Origin of the sequence: Geobacter grbiciae, assembly GCF_018531165.1 — a bacterium.
In the GTDB taxonomy this organism is placed as follows: domain Bacteria; phylum Desulfobacterota; class Desulfuromonadia; order Geobacterales; family Geobacteraceae; genus Geobacter; species Geobacter metallireducens.
On the sequence record NZ_JAHDIW010000010.1, the window covers coordinates 75,037 to 99,140 of the forward strand.

The window sequence follows — 24,104 nt, forward strand, 5'->3', positions numbered from 1 at the left end:
AAATTTATTGTGACAAGCGAAGATTATACCCGGAATTTTAGATTTTCAAGCAAAAAGTGTCGACACTTTTATTTTTGATAAAAAAATATATTGTAACTGAATATCAAAAAGAAAAGGTTTCCGTCTCGAAGAAGGTGGTCTTCTTTTTCGAGGAAACGGCGGGATGACCAAGTACGGGCACAAGGCTTTTCTCACCGGCTGCACTTGGGCTGGCATTATTGCTCTCCGCTACCAGCGTTTTGCGCTTGGGCGGAAGCGGTGCCGGTGAAGGGGCCACCTCTACGGGGAAAAAGGAGCCGGATTGACCTCCTCCTGGAAGGTGAACCGGGGCGCTGCCCTCTTCCCCGACGCCGTGACGGAACGGGGGCAGAAGCATTTGCGGGAACTGATGGAGATGGTGCGGCGGGGTGATCGCGGGGTGATTTTCTACGTGGTGCAGGGTGGGGATCAATGTTTCGATTTTTTGTCACCTCCCCACAGGCTAAGAGTCTGGCTTCGCGCACCGTGGAATCGATGATGCCAAGGTCGTGGATTGATCTTGAGAAGTGGTTGCTCTCAGGGGAAAAACCGCCAGGGTTAGCTCGCTATCTCATCCACCACCGTCCCGTCCGGCGCCAGGAGCAACACCTGGAACGGCATTCTGCCGTAGACGTGGGTGGCGCAGGAGAGGCACGGGTCGTAAGCCCGGATGCCGTGCTCGATCCGGTTCAGAATCCCCTCGCTCACTTTCCCCCCCCGGATGTGGGACCTGGCCACCTCCAGGATGGTCCGGTTCATGGCCAGGTTGTTCTGCCCGGTGGCGATCAGGAGATTGAGCCGCCGGATGAGTCCGTCGTCGTCCACCTCGTAGTCGTGGAAGAGGGTTCCCCGGGGGGCCTCGCAGAAGCCGACGCCATGCTGGCGGTTGATTCCCGCCTCGCTCCGGACGTGGCGGTCAAGGATGGCCTGATCGTCCAGTATCTCGCCGATCCGCTCCAAGGCATGGAGGATCTCGATGAGCCGGGCATGGTGGTAGTGGAAGCTGCCGGTGACCACCCCTCCCGCGCCCCGCAGCTGCCGGAATGTCTGCAGTTCACGGTCGGACTCGGGGGTGCCGGCCCGTTCGCAGAGGTTGAGGCGGGCCAGGGGCCCCACCCGGAACATCCCTCCCCCCTCACGCCCGGCATGGTTGCGGTAGAAGGGGAATTTCATGTAGCTCCACGGTTCGCTCCTTTCGCCGATGGCGAGGTCGTAGTGGTCGGGGGGGACCTCCTCCACCACGGCACCGGAGCTGTCGGTAAAGCGGAGCATGCCGTCGTAGTGCTCGAGTCCTCCGTCCTCCCCCACAAGGCCGGCGAACAGGGAGGGGAAATCGCCGTAGGTGCCGACCTCGGCGCCATGGCGCCCGTAGATCTCGTCGAGCAGCTCGAAAGCCGAGCGGATGATGGCAATTCCCTCGGGGAGTAGTTCGACGACCTTCCGGCGACGCTCGGCGTCAAGGGGCTCCCGCACCCCACCGGGGACGGCCCAGGAGGGGTGGACCCTCTCACCCGCAAGGTTGCTCACGATCTGCTGGCCGATCTGCCGCAGCCGGATACCGCGCCGGGCCACGTCGGGGCGACTCTCCAGGAGCCCCCAGAGGCTGCGGCGGGCCGGGTCGTGGTCCATCCCCAGGAGGAGATCGGCGGCACAGAGATGGAAAAAGCTGAGGGCGTGGCTTTGGATGAGGGAGGCCAAGTTGGCGACGCGTCGCAGCTGCTCTGCGGCCGGGGGGATATCCACGCCGAGGATGGCGTCGCCGGCCCGGGCGGAGGCGATGGAGTGGCTGATGGGGCAGATGCCGCAGATGCGGGCCGTGATGCCGGGCATCTCCCAGATGCTTCTCCCGGTGCAAAAGGCCTCGAAGCCCCGGAACTCGGTGACGTGGAGCCGGGCGTCCGCCACGGAGCCGGCATCATCGAGCCGGATGGTGATGGCGGCATGCCCTTCGATGCGGGTGACGGGGTCTATGGTAATGGTGCGTGGCATGGCAATCCTATCCGAAGGTGAGCATATCTGATTCGAGATGAACCGGCTCCCCCAGCAGGAGGCACCCGATGGCGGTCCAGATCCTCTCCGGGTCCGGGGGGCAGCCGGGGATGAAGCCGTCCACCACAATCACCTGATGGAGGGGAAGCGCCCGGGGGAGAAGCTCCGGTACTGCATTGTCGTCCATGGCGGGAACGCTCCCTTCCCCACAGCTCAGGAAGGTTGCCAGGACGTCGGCCACCGGGAGCTGGTTCCGCAGGCTCGTCACGTTGCCGGTCACGGCGCAGTCGCCAAAGCTCACAACAATGCGGCTCCGTTCCCGCAGCATCAGGGCCATGGCCAGGTTGGCCCGATTGGTGACCGCCCCCTCCACGAGGGTCACGTCCACCTTCCGGGGGAATTCCTTCGCATCCATGAAAGGGCCGTAGACCATGTCGGCCAGGCCGGCCAGCTCCACGAGCCGCTCGTCCAGATCGAGAAAGCTCATGTGGCACCCCGAGCAGCCACCGAACCAGACCGTGGCGAACCGGATCCTTCCCTGCCTACCCATTGCAGCCCCCCGTCATTCCTGCCATCCCTTCTTGTCCCGTCCCTCGATAACCCGCGTGAGCATGCCGGCATCCTTCACCATCTCGCCCACCGCTGCCCCTTTGGTGAAGAGGGCGCCGGTGGGGCAGACCTGGACGCACTTGCCGCAACTGGTGCAGGTTTCGCTCCGCCCCCAGGGATGGTTCAGGTCGGCGATGACCCGGCTCCGGACTCCACGGCAGGAGACATCCCAGGTATGTACCCCTTCGACCTCGTCGCAAACCCTCACGCAGCGGGTGCAGAGGATGCAGCGGTTGTGGTCGATGCCGAATCGCTCGTGGGAGAGATCCATGGTGAGCCGGGGGGAGAGGTACTCGTAGCGGACATGATCGACCCCCAGAGTGGCTGCCACCGTCTGGAGCTCGCAGTTTCCGGCGGAGACGCAGACGGCGCAGTAGTGGTTGCGCTCGGCAAAGAGGAGTTCCACGATCATGCGGCGGTAGCGGATGAGCCGGTCGGTGGCGGTCCGGACCACCATCCCCTCCTGGGCGACAGTGCTGCAGGCCGGTACGGGGCGAAGGCTCCCCTCCACCTCCACAATGCAGAGCCGGCACCCTCCCCGCTCGGAAAGCCCCTCCATGTGACAGAGTGTGGGAAGCGCCATGCCGTGCTCGCGGATCACCTGGAGAAGCGTCTCACCGTGCCGGCCACTCACCAGTTCGTCGTCGATGGTCAGGGTCACGACCGACATCACGCCTCCTCCCCGGCACCACCCATGGCGTGCAGCAGCGCCTCCTGCTCGGGGCCGGCGGGCACTTCCGCCATGGAGCAGACGCCGGCCGCGCACCGGTGCCGGCTGATGTGTTCCTCGTACTCGTCCCGGAAGTAGCGGAGCGTACTCAAGACCGGGTTGGGGGCGGTCATGCCGAGACCGCAGAGGCTCGCGGCCCCCACCAGCTCGCAGAGTTCCTCCAGCTTCGCCAGGTCGTCCATGGTGGCGGCCCCCCCGGTAATGCGGCGCAACAGCCGGTGCATCTCCACGGTGCCGACCCGGCAGGGGACGCACTTACCGCAGCTCTCGTCCCGGCAGAAATCCAGAAAAAAAGAGGCCACATCGGGCATGCAGCTCGTCTCGTCCATGATGATGAGCCCCCCCGACCCCATGATGGTGCCGATCCGCTGCATGCTCTCGTAGTCGAGGGGGGTGTCCAGCTCCCCGGCCGGGATGCACCCTCCCGACGGACCCCCCGACTGGGCCGCCTTGAAGCGCTTTCCCCCCGGAATGCCGCCGCCGATGCCGAAGACTACCTCCCGCAGGGTCGTTCCCATGGGAACCTCGATGAGCCCCGCGATTGCCACCTGTCCGGCAAGGGCGTAGACCTTGGTCCCCTTGCTCGCGGCCGAACCGATCCCCGCGTACCACTTCCCTCCCTTCCCTATGATTGCCGGAACAGTGGCAAGGGTCTCCACGTTGTTGATGAGGGTGGGGCATCCCCAGAGCCCCCGCTGGGCCGGATAGGGGGGGCGCTGTCGCGGCTGGCCCCGCCTTCCCATGATGGATGCCATGAGTGACGTTTCCTCGCCGCAGACGAAGGCGCCCGCGCCGGTGCGGATGTCGATCCGGAAATTGAAATTGCTCCCCAGGACCCGACTCCCCAGGAGCCCCGTGCGCTCCGCTGCCCGGATGGCCGCCTCCAGCCGCCTCCCCGCCAGGTAGTACTCGCCCCGCACGTAGATGAACCCCTGCTCGGCGCCGATGGCGTAGCCGGCCAGGGCCATCCCCTCAAGGATCCGGTGAGGATCCGACTCCATGATGGAGCGGTCCATGTAGGCGCCGGGGTCCCCCTCGTCGCCGTTGGCCACCACGTACTTCCGCTCGCCGTTCGCCTTGCGGGCAAGGTTCCACTTGACGCCGGTGGGGTAGCCGGCGCCCCCCCTCCCCCGGAGGCCCGAGACGGACACCTCGCGGCAGACGTCGTCGGGGGTCATCTCGTGAAGGGCATGGGCAAGGGCGCCGTACCCTCCGGCGGCCACGTATTCCTCGACCCTCTCGGGATCGATGGAGCCGCTGTTGGCCAGCACCACCTTCATCTGCCGGGCCAGGAACGGAAAATCGTGCGGCAGGGCCGAAACCGTTGGCGGCCGACGCCCCTTGACGAGGGAAAAGAGGATCTTCCGGGCCAGATCGGGGGTGACCCGCTCGAAAAAGATCTCCTTCTTCCCCTGTTGACGGACCTTGACGAGGGGCCCCCTGCTGCACGGCCCCATGCACCCGCAAGCCACCGCCTCGATCTCGACGGCGAGACGGCTCTCGTCCAGGGCCTCCCGCAGGGAATCGAGAATCGACAGCGCACCGGCAGTCAGGCAGGGGGTGCCGGCACAGACCATGATCCGGCAACGGAGCCGCTCCTGCCGCTCCCGTTCCGCCTCGGCCATATGCCTGAGATCGGCCCTGTTCATGGAATGTCCCCCCCTCCCCGATTGCGCCGCGACTGGCCATCATCGGTGGACGGCACCCGGCCGCTCTCCAGGAGAACCGAAACCGCGGCCGCGGCCGAATCGGGGGTGCATTGCCCCATCGTCTCCCCGTCGAGAACCATGACCGGCGCCTGGCCACAGGTGCCGAGGCACCGGATCGTGGAAAGGGTAAGACTGCCGTCATCGGTGGTCTTGCCGGCCTTCACGTGGAATTCCTGCTCAAGGCGCGTAACGATCTCGGCGGAGCGCTTCACGTAGCAGGCGGTGCCGGTGCAGACGACGCAGGTATGGGCGCCGCGGGGTTCCAGGGAGAAGAAGTGGTAGAAGGTGGCGACCCCGTAGACTTGGCTGAAGGGGATCTTCAGCTGCCGGGCCACATGGGCCATGAGTTCGTCGCTCAGGTAGCCGAAAGCCTCCTGAGCCACGTGGAGCACCTCGATGAGGGCATCGGCCCGGCACTGGAACTGCTTGATGGTCCGCTCCACCGCCTGGAAACGGGGATCGGCGGCCAACTCTGTAGGTATAGAGGGGGGCTGAGAGATGCTCTCGGGGGTGATTTCTGATGATGGGAGGGTAAAGCGGCTGGTGCGTCCCATGGGTCTTACCTCCTCTTCAGAAGTAAACCACGGGCTCCGGCAAAAACAACTCTGTTTACTTTACTTCGTCAGTATCCCCATTCCAGGCTCTCGGTCCGCGCCACGTTGCCATTCTCGAAGATAACCCGGTACATGAACTCGTTCGGTCCGAAGTTGTACGTCCAGTCGTCCACCGCGACTTTCGTGTAGGTGCGGCTGACGCCGGGCTTTACGCTGCCGCCGACTTCCACCTGCTCCCGCTGGGAGGAGAAGGCGGAGGGGCCGCACTTCTGCAGCACCTCGGGGATGGCGTTGCCGATGGAAACGATCCCCCCTCTGCAGATCATGGTTCCTGTCTCGGTGGCAACGGCGTTCCACGGAAGCAGCGCGAAAAGGATACTGCCGATAATCCCTGCTTTCCCAGTCATGAATTAGCTCCTTAAGAGTCCGCCCACCCTTTGGTGACGTCGGCGTACATGTCGGCCAATTGCCCGATCTTCACCCCCTTGTCGCTCCCTCCCCGGGAGCCGGCGGCGTCGGCGTCGCAGACCTCCAGAAGGAGCGGAAAGAGGGGATGCTCCATGAACCGGCGCTGCTTGGGCGAAAGCCGTGCGCCGGGGGTCAGGTTCCAGGAGAAGTGGAAGGTGTGATGCTTGACGAGCCACGTCACGTCGCCGGCAAGGTGCGGGAAGCCGAGCCGCGTCATGATGGCAGACACCTCCCCGGCCCCGGCTTCCGCATGCCCCCAGGAGCGCCACCGCCCCTTGATGAAGGCGGTGGTTTCGGCCTTTCCGATATCGTGGAGGAGCACCCCCCAGAAGACGCGGGGGTCGGCGTCGTCGGGGACGGCATCCATGGCGAGCATGGTGTGGGTCCAGGCGTCCCCCTCGGCATGGTACTGCTCGGGCTGGAGAACGCCGCGCAGTCGGGCCACTTCAGGGAGCCGCGCATCGAAGCTCCCGTCGGCGAGCCACCGCTCGACCAGCTCCCGGCAGTGGCGGGCGGATTCCATCCCCCCACTGCCGTTATGGAACCCCCCGGCGGTCATCAGATCCTGTTCACGAGCGCCGCGAATTTGTCCACCAGTACACCGACCTCGTCGGCGATCCGCCCGTCGGGAGCCCCAACGGCCACGGGACCGTAGTGGCCGGCCGAGGTGAGCCCCTGGACGACGCAACCGTGGATCAGGAATGCCTTGAGGATATCGAGGACCACCGTGTCGCCGCCCCCCCCGATCATCCCCTCGGAGGTGAAGGCGGCCGCCGCCTTGCCGTCGAGCTTCTTGAAGTACTTGACGCTCTCGTCCACGAACTTCTTCACCGGCCACGCCATGGTGCCGAAGTAGTTGGGGGAGCCGACGATGAAGCCGTCGTAGGAAGGGAGCGTGTCGAGCTCCACCTCTTCCACCTTCCTGAGGTCAACGGCTACATCCTTCGTGGCGAGGCCGTCGGCGATCATCCGCGCCATCTTCTCGGTGTTGCCGCTGCGAGAGTAGTAGGTTACGAGAACTTTCTTCATTGTTTCCTCCTGTTGGTTGTGGTGTGTCAGTGGGCGCCCAAAGCCGCTGCCCCCTTCGAGGGGACCGTCGGCGTCTCGAAGAGCCGCGCTGCGGCAGCCAATTGTTCCGGCGTGCCGAGAAGTAGCACGATGTCACCCTCCTGCAGCACCCAGACCGGATCGGGGTTGGGGGTCACTTCGTCACCCCGCTTGATGACCAGGAGTGTTGCCCCCGAGCGGCTCCGCAGCGTGCCCTGGCGGAGGCTCTCACCCTCCAGTGGCGCCCCCTTCTTGACCCGGAAGCTCCCGATCTCGGCGCCGGTCAGGTAGCCGGCGATGCCGACGGCGTGGCTGTGGCGGCGGCTCATGGTGCGGAACATGTCGTAGGAATCCCGCCGGATCTCGGCAACGCAGTGGTCGATCTGGTCGTGGGGGACGAGGAAATTGCGCAGGACCCGGGAGAATATCTCGATGGAGGTCTCGAACTCCTCGGGGATCACCTCGTTGGCCCCTATCCTGTACAGGGGTTCCATCTCGGCAATGTAGCGGGTCCGGACGATGATGTGGATCGTCGGGCTCATCTGCCGCGCCTGGGCCACGACCCGGCGGCTGGCGGCGGCGTCGGAAATGGCGATGACGATGATGCGGGCATGCCCCAGGGCGGCATGGGTCAGGACCTCGGGCCGCGAGGCGTCGCCGAACATAATGCGGGTCCCCTTGCTCTTCTCGGCGGATACCGTAAAGGGGTTGGTCTCGATGATAACATGGCGAATCTTTTGTGCCTTCAGCACCCGGGAGAGGTTCTTGCCGTTGACCCCGAAGCCGACCACGATCACATGGTCCGAAAGGGTGACCTTCTTCTCCTTCCCGCGCAGGACTCCTCTTCCCCGCGTCAGTGGAGCCGGCAGAATCCGCACCAGCCACGCGGCCACCGGGGCGCCGATCTTCAGACAGAGCGGGGTGAGGGCCATGGTGGCTACTGAAGCCGCCAGAAAAATCTGATAGTGCTCCTTGGAGAGCAGGCCGTGCTGCACGCCTGTCTGGCAGAGGATGAAAGAGAATTCGCCGATCTGGGCCAGGGCAAGCCCCGTAACGATGCCGACGCGGGCAGGAACTCCCAGTGCCACGGCAGCCCCGCCTGTGACCAGGAACTTGACCACCAGGATGGTCACAACGAGAGCGCCCACCAGGAGCGGCTGCTTCAGGATAACCGAGGGATCCAGGAGCATCCCGACGGAGATGAAGAAGAGGCTCATGAAGGCGTCGCGGAACGGGATGATGTCCCCCAGGGCCTGGTGGCTGTACTCCGATTCGGAGATGGCGAGGCCGGCGATGAATGCCCCGAGGGCAAGGGAGAGCCCCACCTGTGCCGTGAGCCAGGCAGTGCCGAAGCCGATGAAGATGATGGTCAGGATGAAAAGTTCGCGGCTACGGCTCTTGACCACCTGCTCGAAGAGCCAGGGAACCGCGAACCGGGAGCCGTAGTGGGCGATCACCACCACGGTCACCGCCTTGGCCGACACAAGGAGGATTCCCGTCCAGCCATTGCCGGCCCCAGCCAGGAAGGGGGTGAAGAGCATGAGCGGCACCACGCAGAGATCCTGAAAGATCAGGATGCCCAGGGCCATCTTGCCGTGGGGGGTGTCCATCTCCCCGCTGTCCATGAGGAGCTTCATGAGGATAGCGGTGCTGGAAAGGGCCACCAGGAAGCCGTAGAATGTGGCCTGGGGGAGTGTCGAGCCGAAGGCGACGGCCAGGGCGGCCACGATGAGGATGGTGCCCCCCACCTGCATCCCCCCGCCCCAGAAGACCAGATGCTTGATCCGCATCAGCTCCTTGAGGGAGAACTCGATGCCGATGGTGAAGAGAAGGAGCACCACCCCGATCTCTGCCATCTGCTCCACCTGATGGGTGTCCTCGATGAGCCCGAGGGCGTAGGGGCCGGCCAGGATGCCGGTGGCGAGAAAGCCAATGATGGAGGGGAGCATGAACCGGCGCAGGAGCACCACCGTGAACACGGCCAGGCCGAACAGGATCTCCAGATCTTTGAGGACTTCGTAACTCATCAGAGGCAGCGCCTCAGGCCGCGCCGCTCCAGCTCCTCCACCACTTTCTTCACGTCCTGGGCCCTGTCCTTGGCGCAGACCAGGAGGGCGTCGGGGGTATCGACCACCACGAGATCCCGAACCCCGACCAGTGCCATGAGCTTCTCGCCACGGAGGATGCAGCCGGCGGCATCGGCAATGACCGTTTCCGGCGCGCCGATGACCACGTTGCCGGCCGCGTCGGGCTCCATCACCTCGGGGAGCGCGCTCCAGCTCCCCACGTCGCTCCACCCGAAGGAAGCCGGGATCATGGCCACACTATCGGCCTTCTCCATGACGCCATAGTCGATGGACTCCCCTTTGACCATGGCGTAAACCGCCTCGATCTGGGGGGCCAGGTCGGCCGGTTCCCAGATGTCGGGGGAAAAAGTGATGCCGGCAAAGGCCCGAGAGAGCTCCGGCATGTGGTCTGCCATCTGGCCGAGGATCACGTCGGCACGCCAGAGGAACATGCCGCTGTTCCAGAAGAAGGTGCCGGCGGCAAGGAACTCCAGGGCCCTCTCGCGGTCGGGCTTTTCCACGAACCTCTTTACCGGGTAGGGCCCGTCACCCCGCAGCGACGTCTCGGCCTCAATGTAGCCGTAACCGGTCTCGGGGCGGTCAGGGGCGATTCCCAGGGTGACCAGGTAGCCGTTCAGGGCCGCCTCCCTCCCCTTCTGGATGGTGGAACAGAATGCATCCTCGTCGCGAATGAAATGGTCGGCGGGGAGCACCGCCATCACCGCTTCGGGGTCGTGGCGGGCAATGAGGGTGGCGGCGAGGCAGATGGCGGGTGCCGTGTTGCGCCCCAGGGGCTCCTCGATCACCTCGATCCGGCCGCCCCGCAGATACTCCAGTTGGCGCCGGGTTTCCTCGGCCTGGAGGTGGTTGGTGATCACGAGTATTCGCTTGGGGTTAAGGGGGAGAACCCGTTCCGCGGTTCGCTGGAGCATCGACTTGCCGCCGAAGACCGACATGAGTTGCTTGGGATGGAGTTTGCGGGACAGGGGCCAGAAACGGGTGCCGGAGCCGCCGGCGAGGATGACGACGTACATGGGGAGAACCTCCTGAGTTTAAGAATCCAGGAGTCAGGAGTCAGAATTCAGGATTCAGAAGCCAGGCGGTTTACCCATTCTGAATTCTGACTCCTGGTTTCTGAATTCTTCAAGAAAGTGGCTGGTAGGCGACTTCGAGCACCGTAAAGACCGCTTCCCCGGCCGGCCGGCGGACAGGGACCTCGTCCCCCTCGTTCCGGCCGAGAAGTGCCTTCCCCATGGGGGAGTCGATGCTGATGAATCCTTTTGAGGCGTCAGTCTCGTCGGGGCCGACGACGCGGTAGATCACCTCGTCACCCTCCTCGGTTTCGAGCCTGATCCAGGCGCCGAAAAAGACCTTGCCGGTGGCGGGAGGGGGATCCTCGACCACGGTGAGGTGGTCGAGGCGCTGGGTGAGGAAGCGGATGCGGCGATCGATCTCCCGCAGCCGCTTCTTGCCGTAGATATACTCGGCGTTTTCCGAACGGTCCCCCTCGGCGGCGGCGTCGGAAACGCCCTGGGTGACACGGGGGCGTTCCTCCTTCCAGAGCCAGGCAAGCTCGTCGCGGAGTTTCTTCGCCCCCTCGGGGGTGATGTAGTCGGACTGCTTTGCCACTTACCTCTTCTCTTCGATCTTGGCCTTGAGGAGGTCGCCGAAAGAGCCCATGGATTCCTTCGAGGAGGACGTGGCCTGCTGGCGGAAGGAGGCGACGCTCTTCTCCTCCTCTTCGGCGGCACGGCTCACCTCGGCAAGGGCCAGGGAAAGGCGGCGGGCTTCACGATCGACACCGTCCACCTTCACTTCGACGGTCTCTCCCTCTTTCAGCACGTCGCTGGGGTGGTTGATCCGCTTCCCTTTGCCGAGCTTGGAGATGTGGATCAGCCCGTCGATGCCGGGGGCAAGGGTCACAAAGGCGCCGAAGGCGGCAAGGCGCGCCACGGTGCCGGTGTGGTAGGATCCTTCGGGGAACTGCTCGGCCACGGTGGTCCAGGGATCGGCCAGGGTATCCTTGAGGCTGAGGGAGATCTTGCCGGCTTCCCAGTCGATCTTCTTGATGACGACGCTCACCTGCTCGCCCACGGAAAGGACGTCGCGGACGTGCTTGACACGGGTCCACCCCACTTCGGAAACGGGGATGAGGCCATCGACCCCGCCCAGGTCCACGAAGGCGCCGAAGTCGGCAAGACGAGTCACGGTGCCGGCGACGGTCATTCCCTCCTGGAGAACCTCCTTGAGGGCTTCCCGCCTGACCCGCTGCTCCTCCTCGAGGATCTGGCGGTGGGAAAGGACGATATTGCGGCCCCGCTCGCTATACTCGGTGACCTTGAAGAGGAGGTGCTTTCCCACGAACTCGGCCGGATTCTCGGCGCGGCGGAGCGAGATCTGGGAGAAGGGGCAGAAGGCGCGGGTGGTGCCGCTGAGCCTCACTTCAAATCCACCCTTGATCTCCTTGACGACGAACCCTTCCACGGGAATGCCGGAGCGATGGGCTTCCTCAAGCTGGGCATTGGCCGCGGCGCCGGCCCCCAGTTTGGTGGTGAACCGCATCTCGTTGCGCACGCTCCCCGTGAACCAGGCGGTAATGGTGTCACCCTCGGCAACGGTCAGGTTGCCATCGGCGTCCTGGAGCTCCTTGCGCTCCATGACCCCTTCGCCCTTCTTGCCGATATCGATGAAAACCCACTCGGCGCCTATCTTGAGGATCTTCCCCTCCACCTTCGAGCCTGGGCGCAGACGCTGGGTCTCGCTATTGCTTTTCTCGAAAAGCTCGGCAAAGCTCTCCTCTTCGGTTTCAACTACGTCTTTCTCGTCCATGTCCATGTTCTATGACTCCGTCGTGAAATGGCAACAGTTGGTAAAAAGTTGCGAATAGTACAAATTAATCGAAATAGCGCGTTAAGTCAAGCTTGTGAAGCCTTTTCTCCGCCGTGGCATGAAGAACGTTCCCGCTTACATCGGAACCGGGTAATTCTGCACAAGGAAAGTTTCCCTGCCAAGATTCCACGAAGTGTCCGTGAACACCTCCTGACGGGTGACTTTCAGCCTTGTGAAGAGCCTGTCGCACATGGCGTTATCGGGCTCATGGTGCCATACCCACATGTTCCCGTATCCGAGCCAGTGATAGGTCACGTAAAATCCGTTCGATTTTTTGCCAAAGAGGTTGGTCTCCGTTCCGGCGCGGTATTCAACCCAGTAGTTCCGGTTTTTGCTTTCGTAGGACTGTTTGTCCGCTTCGGTATAGCGGGGGAGAAAGGAGGGACTGTCCGATGACGTCATGTGGTGCCACTTGATCTTCACCAGATCCTTCCATACGGATATTTCCATCAGCCGGCTCGCCTCCCGCCTCAGGTCGCCGTCTTCCTCCGGCCAGCAGCGGGAACCGTCCTCCCGCTCAAGGGCCATTCCCATCTCCGAGAGTTTGCCCCAGTCGGAATAAACGGCGCCCTGCATCTTCTGGATGGAGGTGATGAGTTTGTTGAAGAGGTCAGCGAGACCGTCGCGGGCGTTGACGAGGGCCACTGCCAGGGTGGCAGCGTTCGGCCCCTGGTCCTGCAGCATCCAGCTGAACAGGGCGCCGAGGGCGCCGGATACGACCCCGGAGCCGGGAAACGACAGCGCTCCCACCCCCTTGGCCACCAGGCTGAACATCCCCTGGATGAGGAGGTTGACTCCCTGGTTCTTGTCGAGCTTCACCAGATCGCCGACGGTTTCCACGACGCCGCTGTTGGCGATGAACACGTTCTGCACGAAGTGCGTCAGCGCTTCAAAATGCGACTTGCACAGGAACCGGTAGTGAATCTCAAGCCGCAGCTGATCGCAAACCTGCTGCCAGGCGGATTCGGAAATATCATTGGGTCGGTGCAGCCGATCGAGGGCCGCTTCGTCGAGCCGGTCGCCGTGGGGATCGAACCTGAGTTGCTGGGCGATGACGTCGAAGGCGCGCTTCGCCTCTCCTTCGAACTGGGGAAAACCGACGGTGCTCGATGTCAGCAGGAGCGTCGTCGTGTTCATGTCGATGGCGAAGAAGCGCCGCTTCTCCTCGATGCCCTCCATGAGCTCGCCCGCCATCGCGCGCCCCCTGGCCGACCGCGAGGCGTCATGGAGGGGTGACACGGTAAGTGATCTCATGGCGCGGGCGGTTTCCGCCAGAAGGGTAAGACGAAACCCCATGCACCCGTCATGGGCAACCACGACCGGAAGCTGCACCGCCGGTGCGAGGGGCGCCCCCTTCACTCCGCGAACCGCGCCGGCATGTTCCATGGGCACGGGTTCGGCAAGCATCGGGCACTGCTTTCCCTTTGCCCATTCATCCGGCGCCGCGAAGCGGAACAGATGCCGCACGCGGCTGACGGGAACCGTCACGAACCGTTTCGGTGCACCGTCCTTCCCCACCTCCACATCGAGGTACTCACCGTTGGCAGCCTTCACCAGCCAGGCACCATTGAGCATCAGTTGAGAAACGGGTCGTTTTTCCATTCTCTTCCTCCCTGGCGTTCCACGCCTGAACCAACAGAGCCGATTTACCGCAAACTCGTCACACCAGCGACCACTCGTCGCCCGTCTCATCGTGGCAGATGACGTAGGTTCGCCAGTCGCTCCCCTTCACCCGGAAGCAGCGCCGGCGCCGCTTCGAGAAATGGTTTTCCTCCGTCCAGAGATCGAGGAGCTTCATGACATCCACCTGCACCCCGCCCACCACAAAGGCCCGCGGGCACTCCTCGCCCCGATAGCCCGCATAGGCAATCACCTCGATTCGACCGCTCGCCATGGGATCCCCCTTTGTCAGGAAAAAAGTGAAAACGGCAGATCCAGCGCCTGGGCCAGGGCACGGTGGACCACGGCGCCGCGCCAGGTATTGAGGGCGCCGGCCAGGGCCGGATCGGCCCGAAGCGCATCCTCGATTCCCCGGTCGGCCAGGGCCTTCACGCAGGGGAGCGTGGCATTGGTGAGGGCCAGGGTCGAGGTACGAGGATAGGCGCCGGGCATGTTCGCCACGGTATAGTGGATGACGCCGTCCACAATGTAGACCGGGTCGTCGTGAGTGGTGGGGCGGCTCGTCTCGGCGCACCCCCCCTGGTCGATGGAGACGTCGACAATGACTGACCCGCGCTTCATAGTGCCGAGGGCCGGCCGGTCGATGAGAAGAGGGGTCCGCCCCCCCGGCACGAGCACTGCGCCGACCACCAAGTCTGCCCGCGAAAGTTCCTCCACCAGGGACTCCCGGTTCAGGGCCACGGTCCGGGCCCTTCCGGCCAGAATTTCGTCGAGCCGCTGAAGCCGATCGATCCCCCGGTTCATAACCACCGTTTCCATGCCGAGGCCGGCGCAGACCCTCGCCGCGCCGCTCCCCACCACGCCGGCCCCCAGGATGAGGGCGCGGGCGGCGGGCACCCCCGGCACCCCCGAGGGAAGGACCCCCGTCCCCCCGAGAACCCGCTGGAGATGGTATCCCCCCACCAGCGGCGCCATGCGGCCCGCCACCTCGCTCATGGGGGCCAGAAGCGGCAGCGTCCCTCCCTTCTCGAAGGTCTCGTAACCGATTCCCGTGACCCCCCTCTCCAGGAGCAGCTCCGTGAGGGGACGGTTGGGGGCCAGGTGCAGGTAGGTGAAAAGGGTCTGCCCTTGTCTCAGCAGACCGTACTCTGACGGAAGCGGCTCCTTCACCTTCACGACGAGCTCCGCCAGACCGAAGACCTCTTCCCTGCCGCAGACCCGGGCTCCGGCCCGCAGGTATTCCCCGTCGGCAAAACCGCTCCCCTCTCCGGCTCCGGTTTCCACGAGAACCGTGTGTCCCCCCCGCGCCAGCTCCGCAACGCCGGCCGGCGTCATGCCGACCCGGTACTCGTGGGTCTTGATCTCTCGCGGCACTCCGACGATCATGGTGTTACCCTCCGCGCATGGCATTAGGATTGATGCATTAAATATAAGTATACCCGCCCGGACATCGTCGTCCACCGGGGTACCGCGCGAATTCGGCAAATCCTCGCGACAAGCGGGGCGGTTTCGGGTATAACAACACCTTCAAGCCCAAAGGAGCCCCCATGGACTACCGGATCTTCGAGTACGGCGACGCCGAGAGCTTCCGCAAGGGACTGGAACGGCTGCGGGCCGAATTCGAACGGAACAACGGCAAAAACGGCAAGAAAGGGGAAAGATAGTCATGTTCCTGCTGGCCTACCTGGCCCTCGGTGCCTTTGCCGGCGTCCTGGCGGGGCTTCTCGGCGTGGGGGGAGGGATCGTCATCGTGCCGGCCCTCACCTTCCTCTTCACCGCCCAGGGGCTTCCCGCTCCCTACATCGCCCACCTGGCACTGGGGACCTCCCTGGCCACCATCATCTTCACCTCGGTGTCGAGCCTGCGGGCCCACCATGACCGGGGTGCCGTAGAGTGGCGGGTGGTGCGCCGCATCTCCGCCGGCATCGTCGCCGGCACCCTGGCCGGGAGCTGGGTGGCGGCACAGCTGTCGACCCGCTCCCTCAAGGTCTTCTTCGTGGTATTCCTCTACTACGTGGCAATCCAGATGCTCCTCAACATCCGGCCCAAACCCTCGCGCCAGCTGCCGGGCACGGGAGGGATGCTCGGCGTCGGGGGGGTTATCGGAGCGATTTCCAGCCTCGTGGGGATCGGCGGCGGGAGCCTGTCGGTGCCGTTCATGGTCTGGTGCAACATATCAATGCACAATGCCATCGGCACCTCGGCCGCCATAGGCTTCCCCATAGCCCTGGCCGGAGCTGCCGGCTACATGGCGAACGGCCTAATGGTCACGTCCCTCCCCCCCTGGTCCGTCGGTTTTGTCTACCTCCCGGCCCTGGCCGGCATCGCCCTGGCGAGCGTCATTACTGCCCCCTTCGGCGCACGCCTTGCCCACAACCTTCCCGTATCAGGCCTCAAGAAGATCTTCGCCTTGCTCCTCATCGCCATGGGGACAAAGCTCCTTTCCGGTCTCCTGTAAAAACGTGATGCCCCCTCAATATTGCCCTGAAATATCTCCCACTCCCCCACCTAAGAGAAAAATAATTGTTGCCACCGCACCCGACCATTCTAGAAATAATCGAACATTTCGCCATATAACCATTTTTCAGCCACGACCACGCCAAAACGTGTCACTATCTCTAAGAGATAAAATAGTCGCAACCGTCTATTTTTTCTATTAATTAATCACCCATCCCCTGTGAGTCACACCCCGTCAATGCCGAATTTCGTCAAAAAACCATTTATAACGCCCTCAAATTATTGTTAATTCACAATTCAATATAATAAAATACTCGTACTTTCAACAAGTTGTCTTCGAATCTCCATCCACATCACGCCTGCATCTTTAAGTCAATTGACGGCAATACTTTTGCTCTTTCCCTGGCAAAGACAAAAGTTCCAGAGCACTCTCAGGGAGGACCCAATGGAAACGCTCTATACCGTCATGGCATTCATAACCGTATCCGTGGCAGCCATTCTCATACCTCGCATGATGATCGACTGGCAACGGTGCCGGGAGTTCCTCCGGGACAGCGACGGGGAGGCACTGCGCCGGTTTGTGGCCGAACAAAGGCAATGGATCGTGCGGCACGGCATGTGCGCCGCGGGAGCAATCGGCATGGTCGCCGTCATCACCTGCGCCCCGGGAATGGCCGCATACGAAAGGCTGGCCGGTGTAATGACCGCCTACGGCATGATGACCCTCACCTTCATGTTCATCGAATCGCTTCTGGCCCAACGGGCCGAGAGCCTGCTCCAGGCTCGCCCCGCTTCCGTGGAACAGGCCCGGGAATTCGGCAACTAGCATCCCGAAACAAAAGGCGGAACGTTTCCGTTCCGCCTTTGACAGTTGTTATGCCCTGAATGTGTCGATCTGCCTATCCCTTACCCGCACCTTACCGGTCGCGGATTTTTGTTTGCCGATCATAGGCCTCCCTGAGCCGGCTCACATGGATCTTATCGTCCATCATCAGGGCGTTGAAAAACTTTCTGCACATCTCGTCCTCGAAATCCACCACATACTGCACATGCATCCCTGACAGATCCTCCTCCAGCTTGATTGCCGAATGGAAGGCCTCCTCCAGCGTGGGGCAACTCAGCTTCACTCTGTCGATGGCGAACTGGAGTTCCTTGAGGATGTATTCAACCCGGCAGGGGTCAAGGTTTACCTCCCTTATGACTCCGTCCCTCATCTTCAAGGCAAGCCGGAACTGGTTAGCATGGTCCTCCTCCTCGCGGGCGGCCCGGCGCCACATCCGGGCAACATCCAGATCGTGCGTGAAACAGTCGGCATAGAGATCATACAGTTCCATGCTCTTGAGCTCGATCTCGGCACACTTGTGAAGCACCGTCATCATATCGACCGACATTCTTGCCATGGTTTTCCCCCCCATCCTCTACGACTACAGCCGGCGCGGCCGATACCTCTATCGAATTTTCTGTTCCATGCATTTTATCTGCAAATCCGGTTCCCATCTTTTGAAAATAGGAAAGGGCGGGGATTACCCCGCCCTTTCCATGCCTGAGCCGTGAACAAACGGAAGCTACGGCTTCCCCGCCGCTGCCAGGGCTTCGCGCTTTACCCGCGCTTTTGCATCGACCTCCCGCGCCAGCTCGTCATAGGCCACCAGGTTCTTGATGATCGGCAGGTCCTTGCGGGCGGTCTCCTCGAAGAGAGTGAGCCTGTTGTTGAACGCTCCGGCCTGGCTGGTGAGCCCCTCGATGCTCGAGGCCAGGTAGCTCTTGTCTTTCTTGTAGGCATCGTTACGGGTGATGAAGGCCTTGGTCCTGGCCCAGTATTCGTCACTGCCGCCCACATAGCTGTCAAGGGTTTTCAGGAACGACAGGGTGGAGGCGGAGATGTCGGCGGAGGTCCGCAGCTTGGCCTGGACGTCGGTCATGGCCCGCAGAAGCTCCCCGTCGGCGAAACGGACGGCGGTGGAGACCCGGGCGGGATCGGGGCGTTTCGGGTCGATGGCGCCGACCAGTGCCAGGTATTGGTCGGAGGTTTTCAGGTACGTGGCAATGGAGCCCGAGGCGGCATTGAGGGAGAGGACCCCCTGGGAGACGAACTTGGTCAGCATCGACGCCTGGCCCGCGTAGGGGATGGGAAGGACCCGGGCGAAGCCGGCCACCACGGAGCCAGCCTGGATGTACTTCTCGTAGCCGGAGAGGCTTGAGCTCATCCAGGTGACGAAGGTCCTGAAGTCGGCCATGGTCTGGCGCTGGGCGCGGGTATTGGCCGCCAGGCTCTGGAGCTGGTTGAGGTTTCTCGCCAGGAGCTCATCGCTGGAAACGACCGGGGCGCACTCCATATCCCGGATCTTCTGCTCCAGCCGGGACTGTTCCGCCTTGAGGGCGGCAAGGGCCTCATCCTGGCGCTTGAGCGTCTCTTCGCAGAGGGGAGGAGACGGCTGGGGGAGCACTTCGTCGTCGGCGCGCGACGTTGGTGAACAGACAAGAACCAAAGCCATGCAGGCCAAGGCGATCAGCGGGGTTTTCACGGGGGTGGTTCCTTTCTTCAGGTGATGCGCAACAACGTTGGATAGTACCCCTCCCCCGACCTCTCTGTCCAGCGTTTCATGGCAGCCGGGCGGGTTGAAGCAGGGAGCGCCCGTGGTAGTATGGATAGGTCGGGAATCGCCCCAGTGGGGCCAACAAGGAGCCAAACCATGAGCGAGACGATCAAGAAAGCCAAATCCTTTGCCAAGAGCTTTCGGGTGGAAGAGGGTAAGAAGTTCAGGCTCAAGGACCACGACCCCAACGAGACTCTCGGGCTCAAGCACGAGGAGGGGATCAAGGACCGGTCCGCCGAGCTCCTCCAGCAGGGGGTCGAAATTCTTGCGGAGATGCAGGAGATGCTCTATGCCCAGGACCGGTGGGGACTCCTCCTCATCTTCCAGGCCATGGATGCGGCCGGGAAAGACGGCGCCATCAAGCACGTCATGTCCGGTGTCAACCCCCAGGGATGCCAGGTCTTCAACTTCAAGGCCCCTTCAGCGGAGGAACTGGATCACGACTTCCTATGGCGGAGCGGCAAGTGCCTCCCCGAGCGGGGGCGGATCGGCATTTTCAACCGTTCCTACTACGAAGAGGTCCTGGTCGTGAGGGTTCACCGGGAACTCCTCGAAAAGCAGAAGCTCCCGCCGCAACTGGTGACGAAAGATATCTGGAAGGAGCGTTACGAGGACATCAACGCCTACGAGCGCTACCTGACCCGCAACGGCATTGCCATCCGCAAGTTTTTTCTCAACGTATCGCGGGGGGAGCAGAAGAAGCGCTTCCTGGAGCGGCTCGACAATCCGGACAAGAACTGGAAATTCTCGGTGGCCGATGCCCAGGAGCGCCGGTACTGGGACAAATACATGGACGCCTACGAGGATATGATCCGTCACACCGCCACTGAATACGCCCCCTGGTATGTGGTGCCGGCGGACAACAAGTGGTTCAGCCGCCTGGTGGTGGCGGGAGGCATCATCGAGGCCCTCGACGGGCTGCAACTCGCCTACCCCGAGGTGGACGAGGCGAAACGGAAGGAGTTGGCCGCGGCCCGGGCGATGCTTGAGGGGTGAAACAGGGTATGGCGGGAAAGGGGCATATTCCTCGAAAGACCTTGACAGCCGTATCCGAACTTCCTATCTTTTGAACAATGATGCGCCTCGGCGCCCCACACTGAACGCCATGAAAACCGTTATCCTTTCCCATAGAGTCCTCGCCGCGGCCCTGGTTGTGATCCTGCTGCTCCTCTCCACGTCCGGCTTCGGCCTTGCCCTCTCCCTTCACCTGAAGGATCAGACCCTCTCCAAACACGCGAACTGCGGATGCATCACCGCCGATTCCGACGGGGGAGAGTCGAGCGGCCCCGCATCCGAGGCGTTCCACGGCGATTTCAACCCTTCCTGCATCGCCCCCCTTGTCATGCCGGCCTATGCGCCGCCGGTGGAGAATCTCCATCCTTTCGAGCCGTTCCGGGCGCCGCCCCAGGTCTTCTACGATCTCTTCGTCCCACCTCAAAACCACTGCTGACGAAGGGGTGCGTGCAACGCGCAATAACCGGTGACGGACGATCCCGTCACGTCCATGACGGCTTGGCGCAAACACTGCCGCACCTCCTCTCTGCTGTCACTGAACCCTGAACGGTGATCCGGCCGGAATCACGGCGCCTCTTAGCCGTGACCACGGCCCTCACGGATCCGGCTGCCGCCATCCCATGGCGATAGCAGGACAATTGCCGCGCCCGGTTGCCTGACGTCACGGCGCGCAGGGAGGTGTAACCTTGAAGGTGAATGATTCGTCACAAAGACTCTGGATATTTTCTTTTGATGGTGTACTGACGACAGCGGGGACCGACCGGACCAGGGCCCGCCTGCACCGGCTCACCCGCCAACTTTTGGAGGAACTCGCCGGCACCCCCGGCGAACGGGTTGCGGTCCTCTCCAGCCGTTCCCTTGAGGACCTCGTCTCCCGGGTCGCCATACCGGGAGTTTTTCTCGGGGGGGGATGCGGGACTGAATGGCACATCCCCGGCGGGGACTCCATGACCCTTTCCGGCCGGCCCAAGGATCTCCTCATGGAAAACCGGGACATCCTCCTGCCGGTGCTGCGGGACCTTGCCGAGCTGCCGGGGGTAACCTTCGAAGACCGCCGCTGGTCTGCCGTCTTCCATGTCGCCGGCGCGGCACCAAAGACAAAGCGGACCCTCGACGACCGGCTCCAGGAAGCCTGCCGCGACGGGCGCGGCGCCCTCTATCGGTACCCCGACATGGTGGAAACCCTCTTTCTCCCCGAAATCACCATGGAATTCGGCGTGCGCGCCCTCTGCCACCTTCTCAAGCACGAGGGAGCAATCATATGCGCCGGCAGCGACGCCAACGATGCCACGGCTCTCGGCTGGGTGGTGCGCCAGGGGGGAACGGCCTTCTCCGTCGGCAGACGCCCCCTTGTGTCCGGCTCGACAGCCGTAGTAGACTTGCGGTCGCTGGTGCGCCAAGTCCGTGACCTTGCGGGGACAAGCCCCCCCCTCCCGGCACGATGGCCCGAACGGCGTTACAATAAGGCAGCATAAATTTTGTCGCACCTCAGCCGGCGGTGTCGCCGCGGGGACGGGGCTCCTCCCCTACCCTCCCGGCACCGCCGGCTCTCAGGAACAGGATTGCATGAGAAAACCGATCAATCTACTGAGGGAGTTCTCCGTCCCCCTCATCGCCGGAGTCATAACAGCCCTCGCTTGGGCAAACCTCGATCCCCGGGGGTATGATGCCCTTATCCATCAGCCTTCTTTCGGGGGGGTCAGCCTCCATTTCCTGGTCAATGAACTCTTCATGGTGCTCTTTTTCGGGATCGCAGCCGCCGAGATCACCCAGAGCTGCCTTCCCGGCGGAGACCTGAACCCGCCCCGCAAGGCCGTCAACCCTCTGTTGGCGACCCTCGGCGGCGTCATCGGCCCGGTGATTGTGTACCTGATTCTCAATGCCGCCATCGGTGACCCGACCCTGACCAATGGGTGGGGAATCCCCACCGCAACCGACATTGCCCTGGCCTGGCTCGTGGCGCGGCTGGTCTTCGGCGCCGGCCACCCGGCAGTATCGTTCCTCCTGCTCCTGGCCGTGGCTGACGACGCCATCGGGCTTGCCATCATCGCCGTCTTCTACCCCGATCCAGTCCACCCCACCGAGCCGATGTGGCTTTTCCTGACGGTGGCCGGCATCGTGGCCGCCTACATCCTGCGGGGCGCCAGGGTGAAGAGCTACTGGCCCTATGTACTTGTGGGGGGAGGGCTCTCCTGGACCGGCCTGTTCAAGGCCCACCTCCACCCTGCCCTGGCCCTCGTCTTCATCATCCCCTTCCTCCCCCATCCTCCGCGGGAATCGGCGCACCTGTTCGAGGAAAATCCCCGCGACACCTCCCCCCTCGCCCGTTTCGAGCACGACTGGAAGATCGTCGTCGACTTCGGCCTCTTCCTCTTCGGCCTCGCCAACGCGGGAGTCCGCTTCTCCTCCGTGGGAACGGCCACCTGGCTCGTGCTGACAGCGCTCCTGGTCGGCAAGACGGCAGGCATCTTCACCATGGGCTCACTGGGAAAGGCCCTCGGCTTCCCCCTCCCGGACAGGGTTGGGTTCAAGGAACTGGCGTTGACGGGGCTGGTGGCCGGCATGGGGCTCACCGTAGCCCTCTTCGTGGCGGGGGTAGCCTTTGTGGATCCCGACATCGAGGGTGCGGCCAAGATGGGGGCGCTTCTCTCGGGGGGAGTGCTCCCGGTGGCCGTGGCGCTCGGCAGAATCCTGAAGGTACGGAGAATCCCCTGAACAGGAGAGACGTGTACCTTGACATACAGAATTGCTTCATTATACTCGCCTAAAACATCCCCATCAAAAGAGCGGAGGGAGCACCATGCATGACAGATCCATTGTGACGAAACTGAAGGGTTCGGGACACAGGAGCATCATCGTTGTCGCTATCCTTGCCGGCTGTCTGGCAGCCGCCGGCTGCAAGCAGCAGGAAAAGCCCGTCCAGGCCCCGGCCGAAAAACCGGCCACGGGAGCGGTCCCCCAGACAACCATGGGAGGCCCCATGAGTGACCAGCAGACGCAGGCCATGGGGAAAGCCATCTTCAAGAAACAGTGCGCCGGTTGCCACGGCGAAGAGGGTAAAGGGATGAGCGCCCCCTCTCTCCAGAAGGCCGACTTCAAGTACGGCCGCACTCCCGAGGCGATCAAGGAGACCATCACCAAGGGACGCCCCGGCGGCATGCCCGCCTTCGGCAACCTCCAGGGAATCGAGGTGGAAACTCTCGTTGCCTACGTGATGAGTCTCAAAAAATAAGAATAGCCTGGCACAGAAATGAAAAAGGGAGCTCCCTCACGGGGCTCCCTTTTTAGTCTCAACGGAGGATCACTCTATTTTTCTTTGTAGGTGATCGTGTAGCGGAAGCCCTGCGGATCATAAAAATCGACCGCCTTCCCCCCTACCTCGGCATAGGGATAGCCGAAGGTGTTCAGGGGCGGCCCAGCCTGGGGCGGATTGAGGACCACGTCGCGCCCAACGGCCAGCGCGATGCGGTAGGGGTCGATTCCCCCCCAGAAGTACTCCTGGTACTCTTTAGTCTTTGCATTGTCCAGCTTCAGGTTTTCCACCAGCATCGCCTTGCGGACATCGGCCGGGTCCACCGGCACCCACCCGTAACCGGGAAGGAAGAACTCAGCCCAGCAATGCTGCCAAGTGGTTATATCCTCTTCCGCCTTCTTGCCGAGGCGGATGCCGAAGACCTCACGGGCCGGCACGCCGGCCGCCCGGGAAAGGGCGATAAATACCGAGGAGATGTCGGTGCATTTCCCACCAGGCTTCTCCAGCAGGGCACAGACGTCACCCTTGCCGCACCCCCTGGTATTGGGGTCTCGATAGGTGTTCTCGCAGGTCCAGTCATAGACGGCCCGGGCTTTCTCCAATACCGTCTTCTTCCCTTTGGTTATGGAATCGGCCAGCTTCTTCACCTCGCCGCTGGTGGGGCCGAGGCTTGTGGGGGCCAGGTACTGCCGGTAGTCGGCCGGATCCCAGGCCGCCTCTTTATCCGGGAACGCACGTCGGACAACCTCCTGCCGCTCGGCGGCAAAGGTAAAGGAGAGCTTGCGGCTGGTGGCGTCGCCCTTCCACCGGGCATGGAGCATGGGCGATCCATTGGCCCGGTCGGTGTAAACGCCGGACTCGGCGTAGTCTCCCGTGACGCTGATGCCGGTGATTGACTGGTTGGCGTCGCTGACCGGATAGGGGAGCCATAGTTTCACCTCTTTCCCCTTTTCCTGGGCCGACAGGTCCACATCAACGGTCACGACCCCGGCCCGGCTCGCCGCGCCGAAGGCGGTTGCGGCAGTGACGATGGTCAGCATCGCCGCCATAAACAGCTTCTTCATTAATCCTCCCCTGTCATCGT

The 24,104-nt window shown here is 63.0% G+C and carries 25 protein-coding genes and 1 pseudogene; 8 read left to right on the plus strand and 18 right to left on the minus strand.

The window, feature by feature from the left end; all coding sequences use genetic code 11:
- Positions 1-288: 288 nt before the first annotated feature.
- A pseudogene (locus KJB29_RS12710) lies at positions 289-448 on the plus strand (DNA/RNA nuclease SfsA); the annotation flags it as partial.
- A gap of 128 nt (positions 449-576) precedes the next feature.
- Here KJB29_RS12710 and KJB29_RS12715 read toward each other — a convergent pair.
- The 15 genes from KJB29_RS12715 to ald all read right to left on the minus strand — a co-directional run bounded on the left by KJB29_RS12715 (position 577) and on the right by ald (position 15,085).
- The gene (locus KJB29_RS12715; protein WP_215734869.1) at positions 577-2,007 is read right to left on the minus strand and encodes a Ni/Fe hydrogenase subunit alpha; all 1,431 of its coding nucleotides are present in this window, start codon (positions 2,005-2,007) and stop codon (positions 577-579) included.
- A 7-nt stretch (positions 2,008-2,014) separates the two neighbouring features.
- A complete protein-coding gene (locus tag KJB29_RS12720) occupies positions 2,015-2,557 on the minus strand; it encodes an NADH-quinone oxidoreductase subunit B family protein (protein ID WP_215734870.1) in 543 nt (180 codons plus the stop codon).
- A gap of 12 nt (positions 2,558-2,569) precedes the next feature.
- Positions 2,570-3,286 carry a bidirectional hydrogenase complex protein HoxU gene (hoxU, locus tag KJB29_RS12725; RefSeq protein ID WP_215734871.1) on the minus strand — a complete coding sequence of 239 codons (717 nt, stop codon included), beginning with the start codon at positions 3,284-3,286 and terminating at the stop codon, positions 2,570-2,572.
- Positions 3,286-4,995, minus strand: a complete 1,710-nt coding sequence (locus KJB29_RS12730) for a NuoF family protein (RefSeq protein ID WP_215734872.1) — start codon at positions 4,993-4,995, stop codon at positions 3,286-3,288. Before KJB29_RS12730 ends, hoxU begins: the two co-directional genes overlap by 1 nt.
- Complete coding sequence (gene hoxE / locus KJB29_RS12735; RefSeq protein WP_215734873.1) at positions 4,992-5,609, minus strand: bidirectional hydrogenase complex protein HoxE; 618 nt, start codon at positions 5,607-5,609, stop codon at positions 4,992-4,994. Before hoxE ends, KJB29_RS12730 begins: the two co-directional genes overlap by 4 nt.
- Before the next feature lie 68 nt (positions 5,610-5,677).
- Positions 5,678-6,016 (minus strand): DUF2845 domain-containing protein, encoded by a 339-nt coding sequence (locus KJB29_RS12740; protein WP_215734874.1) that lies wholly within the window; start codon positions 6,014-6,016, stop codon positions 5,678-5,680.
- A gap of 11 nt (positions 6,017-6,027) precedes the next feature.
- A complete protein-coding gene (locus tag KJB29_RS12745; RefSeq protein WP_215734875.1) occupies positions 6,028-6,636 on the minus strand; it encodes an HD domain-containing protein in 609 nt (202 codons plus the stop codon).
- A complete protein-coding gene (locus KJB29_RS12750) occupies positions 6,636-7,106 on the minus strand; it encodes a flavodoxin family protein (RefSeq protein ID WP_215734876.1) in 471 nt (156 codons plus the stop codon). The genes KJB29_RS12745 and KJB29_RS12750 overlap by 1 nt, the downstream gene beginning before the upstream one ends.
- 26 nt (positions 7,107-7,132) lie before the next feature.
- The gene (locus tag KJB29_RS12755; RefSeq protein WP_215734877.1) at positions 7,133-9,151 is read right to left on the minus strand and encodes a monovalent cation:proton antiporter family protein; all 2,019 of its coding nucleotides are present in this window, start codon (positions 9,149-9,151) and stop codon (positions 7,133-7,135) included.
- Positions 9,151-10,224: a mannose-1-phosphate guanylyltransferase gene (locus KJB29_RS12760; RefSeq protein WP_215734878.1), complete on the minus strand. Its 1,074-nt coding sequence runs from the start codon at positions 10,222-10,224 to the stop codon at positions 9,151-9,153. Before KJB29_RS12760 ends, KJB29_RS12755 begins: the two co-directional genes overlap by 1 nt.
- A 109-nt stretch (positions 10,225-10,333) precedes the next feature.
- Positions 10,334-10,819, minus strand: coding sequence for a transcription elongation factor GreB (gene greB, locus KJB29_RS12765; RefSeq protein ID WP_004513759.1), 486 nt, complete (start codon positions 10,817-10,819; stop codon positions 10,334-10,336).
- A complete protein-coding gene (gene rpsA, locus KJB29_RS12770; protein ID WP_215734879.1) occupies positions 10,820-12,025 on the minus strand; it encodes a 30S ribosomal protein S1 in 1,206 nt (401 codons plus the stop codon). It lies immediately after the preceding gene.
- Positions 12,026-12,154: 129 nt separating this feature from the next.
- A complete protein-coding gene (locus KJB29_RS12775) occupies positions 12,155-13,681 on the minus strand; it encodes a hypothetical protein (protein WP_215734880.1) in 1,527 nt (508 codons plus the stop codon).
- A gap of 58 nt (positions 13,682-13,739) precedes the next feature.
- Positions 13,740-13,973, minus strand: coding sequence for a hypothetical protein (locus KJB29_RS12780; protein ID WP_004513756.1), 234 nt, complete (start codon positions 13,971-13,973; stop codon positions 13,740-13,742).
- Between the two features lie 14 nt (positions 13,974-13,987).
- Complete coding sequence (gene ald / locus KJB29_RS12785) at positions 13,988-15,085, minus strand: alanine dehydrogenase (RefSeq protein ID WP_215734881.1); 1,098 nt, start codon at positions 15,083-15,085, stop codon at positions 13,988-13,990.
- Between the two features lie 280 nt (positions 15,086-15,365).
- On the opposite strand from ald, the gene KJB29_RS12790 reads away from it, so the two are divergent.
- The gene (locus tag KJB29_RS12790) at positions 15,366-16,157 is read left to right on the plus strand and encodes a sulfite exporter TauE/SafE family protein (RefSeq protein WP_215734882.1); all 792 of its coding nucleotides are present in this window, start codon (positions 15,366-15,368) and stop codon (positions 16,155-16,157) included.
- 444 nt (positions 16,158-16,601) lie between these two features.
- Complete coding sequence (locus KJB29_RS12795) at positions 16,602-16,982, plus strand: hypothetical protein (protein ID WP_215734883.1); 381 nt, start codon at positions 16,602-16,604, stop codon at positions 16,980-16,982.
- A 91-nt stretch (positions 16,983-17,073) separates the two neighbouring features.
- Here KJB29_RS12795 and KJB29_RS12800 read toward each other — a convergent pair whose 3' ends face one another.
- Together KJB29_RS12800 and KJB29_RS12805 are read right to left on the minus strand one after the other, a co-directional pair.
- Positions 17,074-17,556, minus strand: a complete 483-nt coding sequence (locus tag KJB29_RS12800; protein WP_215734884.1) for a ferritin family protein — start codon at positions 17,554-17,556, stop codon at positions 17,074-17,076.
- A gap of 165 nt (positions 17,557-17,721) precedes the next feature.
- Positions 17,722-18,681: a hypothetical protein gene (locus KJB29_RS12805; RefSeq protein ID WP_215734885.1), complete on the minus strand. Its 960-nt coding sequence runs from the start codon at positions 18,679-18,681 to the stop codon at positions 17,722-17,724.
- 168 nt (positions 18,682-18,849) lie between these two features.
- On the opposite strand from KJB29_RS12805, the gene KJB29_RS12810 reads away from it, so the two are divergent.
- The 5 genes from KJB29_RS12810 to KJB29_RS12830 all read left to right on the plus strand — a co-directional run bounded on the left by KJB29_RS12810 (position 18,850) and on the right by KJB29_RS12830 (position 22,999).
- The gene (locus KJB29_RS12810; RefSeq protein ID WP_215734886.1) at positions 18,850-19,749 is read left to right on the plus strand and encodes a polyphosphate kinase 2 family protein; all 900 of its coding nucleotides are present in this window, start codon (positions 18,850-18,852) and stop codon (positions 19,747-19,749) included.
- Positions 19,750-19,858: 109 nt separating this feature from the next.
- The gene (locus KJB29_RS12815; protein ID WP_246561312.1) at positions 19,859-20,203 is read left to right on the plus strand and encodes a hypothetical protein; all 345 of its coding nucleotides are present in this window, start codon (positions 19,859-19,861) and stop codon (positions 20,201-20,203) included.
- A 256-nt stretch (positions 20,204-20,459) separates the two neighbouring features.
- A complete protein-coding gene (locus KJB29_RS12820) occupies positions 20,460-21,242 on the plus strand; it encodes a trehalose-phosphatase (protein ID WP_343213567.1) in 783 nt (260 codons plus the stop codon).
- A gap of 91 nt (positions 21,243-21,333) precedes the next feature.
- On the plus strand, positions 21,334-22,482 hold the full coding sequence (locus KJB29_RS12825) for a Na+/H+ antiporter NhaA (protein WP_215734888.1): 1,149 nt from the start codon (positions 21,334-21,336) through the stop codon (positions 22,480-22,482).
- Positions 22,483-22,567: 85 nt separating this feature from the next.
- Positions 22,568-22,999, plus strand: coding sequence for a c-type cytochrome (locus KJB29_RS12830; RefSeq protein WP_215734889.1), 432 nt, complete (start codon positions 22,568-22,570; stop codon positions 22,997-22,999).
- Between the two features lie 74 nt (positions 23,000-23,073).
- On the opposite strand, the gene KJB29_RS12835 is transcribed toward KJB29_RS12830, so the two are convergent.
- Complete coding sequence (locus KJB29_RS12835; protein WP_215734890.1) at positions 23,074-24,084, minus strand: transglutaminase family protein; 1,011 nt, start codon at positions 24,082-24,084, stop codon at positions 23,074-23,076.
- Between the last annotated feature and the right edge of the window lie 20 nt (positions 24,085-24,104).

Bases quoted from the DNA above. Each gene is read 5' to 3' on its own strand.
- KJB29_RS12730 (WP_215734872.1), bottom strand. From the start codon at position 4,995: ATGAACAGGGCCGATCTCAGGCATATGGCCGAGGCGGAACGGGAGCGG.
- KJB29_RS12795 (WP_215734883.1), top strand. From the start codon at position 16,602: ATGGAAACGCTCTATACCGTCATGGCATTCATAACCGTATCCGTGGCA.
- KJB29_RS12815 (WP_246561312.1), top strand. From the start codon at position 19,859: ATGAAAACCGTTATCCTTTCCCATAGAGTCCTCGCCGCGGCCCTGGTT.
- KJB29_RS12750 (WP_215734876.1), bottom strand. From the start codon at position 7,106: ATGAAGAAAGTTCTCGTAACCTACTACTCTCGCAGCGGCAACACCGAG.
- KJB29_RS12720 (WP_215734870.1), bottom strand. From the start codon at position 2,557: ATGGGTAGGCAGGGAAGGATCCGGTTCGCCACGGTCTGGTTCGGTGGC.
- KJB29_RS12740 (WP_215734874.1), bottom strand. From the start codon at position 6,016: ATGACTGGGAAAGCAGGGATTATCGGCAGTATCCTTTTCGCGCTGCTT.
- hoxU (WP_215734871.1), bottom strand. From the start codon at position 3,286: ATGTCGGTCGTGACCCTGACCATCGACGACGAACTGGTGAGTGGCCGG.
- KJB29_RS12780 (WP_004513756.1), bottom strand. From the start codon at position 13,973: ATGGCGAGCGGTCGAATCGAGGTGATTGCCTATGCGGGCTATCGGGGC.
- KJB29_RS12755 (WP_215734877.1), bottom strand. From the start codon at position 9,151: ATGAGTTACGAAGTCCTCAAAGATCTGGAGATCCTGTTCGGCCTGGCC.
- KJB29_RS12745 (WP_215734875.1), bottom strand. From the start codon at position 6,636: ATGACCGCCGGGGGGTTCCATAACGGCAGTGGGGGGATGGAATCCGCC.
- KJB29_RS12800 (WP_215734884.1), bottom strand. From the start codon at position 17,556: ATGGCAAGAATGTCGGTCGATATGATGACGGTGCTTCACAAGTGTGCC.
- KJB29_RS12715 (WP_215734869.1), bottom strand. From the start codon at position 2,007: ATGCCACGCACCATTACCATAGACCCCGTCACCCGCATCGAAGGGCAT.
- rpsA (WP_215734879.1), bottom strand. From the start codon at position 12,025: ATGGACATGGACGAGAAAGACGTAGTTGAAACCGAAGAGGAGAGCTTT.
- KJB29_RS12760 (WP_215734878.1), bottom strand. From the start codon at position 10,224: ATGTACGTCGTCATCCTCGCCGGCGGCTCCGGCACCCGTTTCTGGCCC.
- hoxE (WP_215734873.1), bottom strand. From the start codon at position 5,609: ATGGGACGCACCAGCCGCTTTACCCTCCCATCATCAGAAATCACCCCC.
- KJB29_RS12775 (WP_215734880.1), bottom strand. From the start codon at position 13,681: ATGGAAAAACGACCCGTTTCTCAACTGATGCTCAATGGTGCCTGGCTG.
- KJB29_RS12810 (WP_215734886.1), top strand. From the start codon at position 18,850: ATGAGCGAGACGATCAAGAAAGCCAAATCCTTTGCCAAGAGCTTTCGG.
- KJB29_RS12790 (WP_215734882.1), top strand. From the start codon at position 15,366: ATGTTCCTGCTGGCCTACCTGGCCCTCGGTGCCTTTGCCGGCGTCCTG.
- ald (WP_215734881.1), bottom strand. From the start codon at position 15,085: ATGATCGTCGGAGTGCCGCGAGAGATCAAGACCCACGAGTACCGGGTC.
- KJB29_RS12835 (WP_215734890.1), bottom strand. From the start codon at position 24,084: ATGAAGAAGCTGTTTATGGCGGCGATGCTGACCATCGTCACTGCCGCA.
- KJB29_RS12830 (WP_215734889.1), top strand. From the start codon at position 22,568: ATGCATGACAGATCCATTGTGACGAAACTGAAGGGTTCGGGACACAGG.
- KJB29_RS12825 (WP_215734888.1), top strand. From the start codon at position 21,334: ATGAGAAAACCGATCAATCTACTGAGGGAGTTCTCCGTCCCCCTCATC.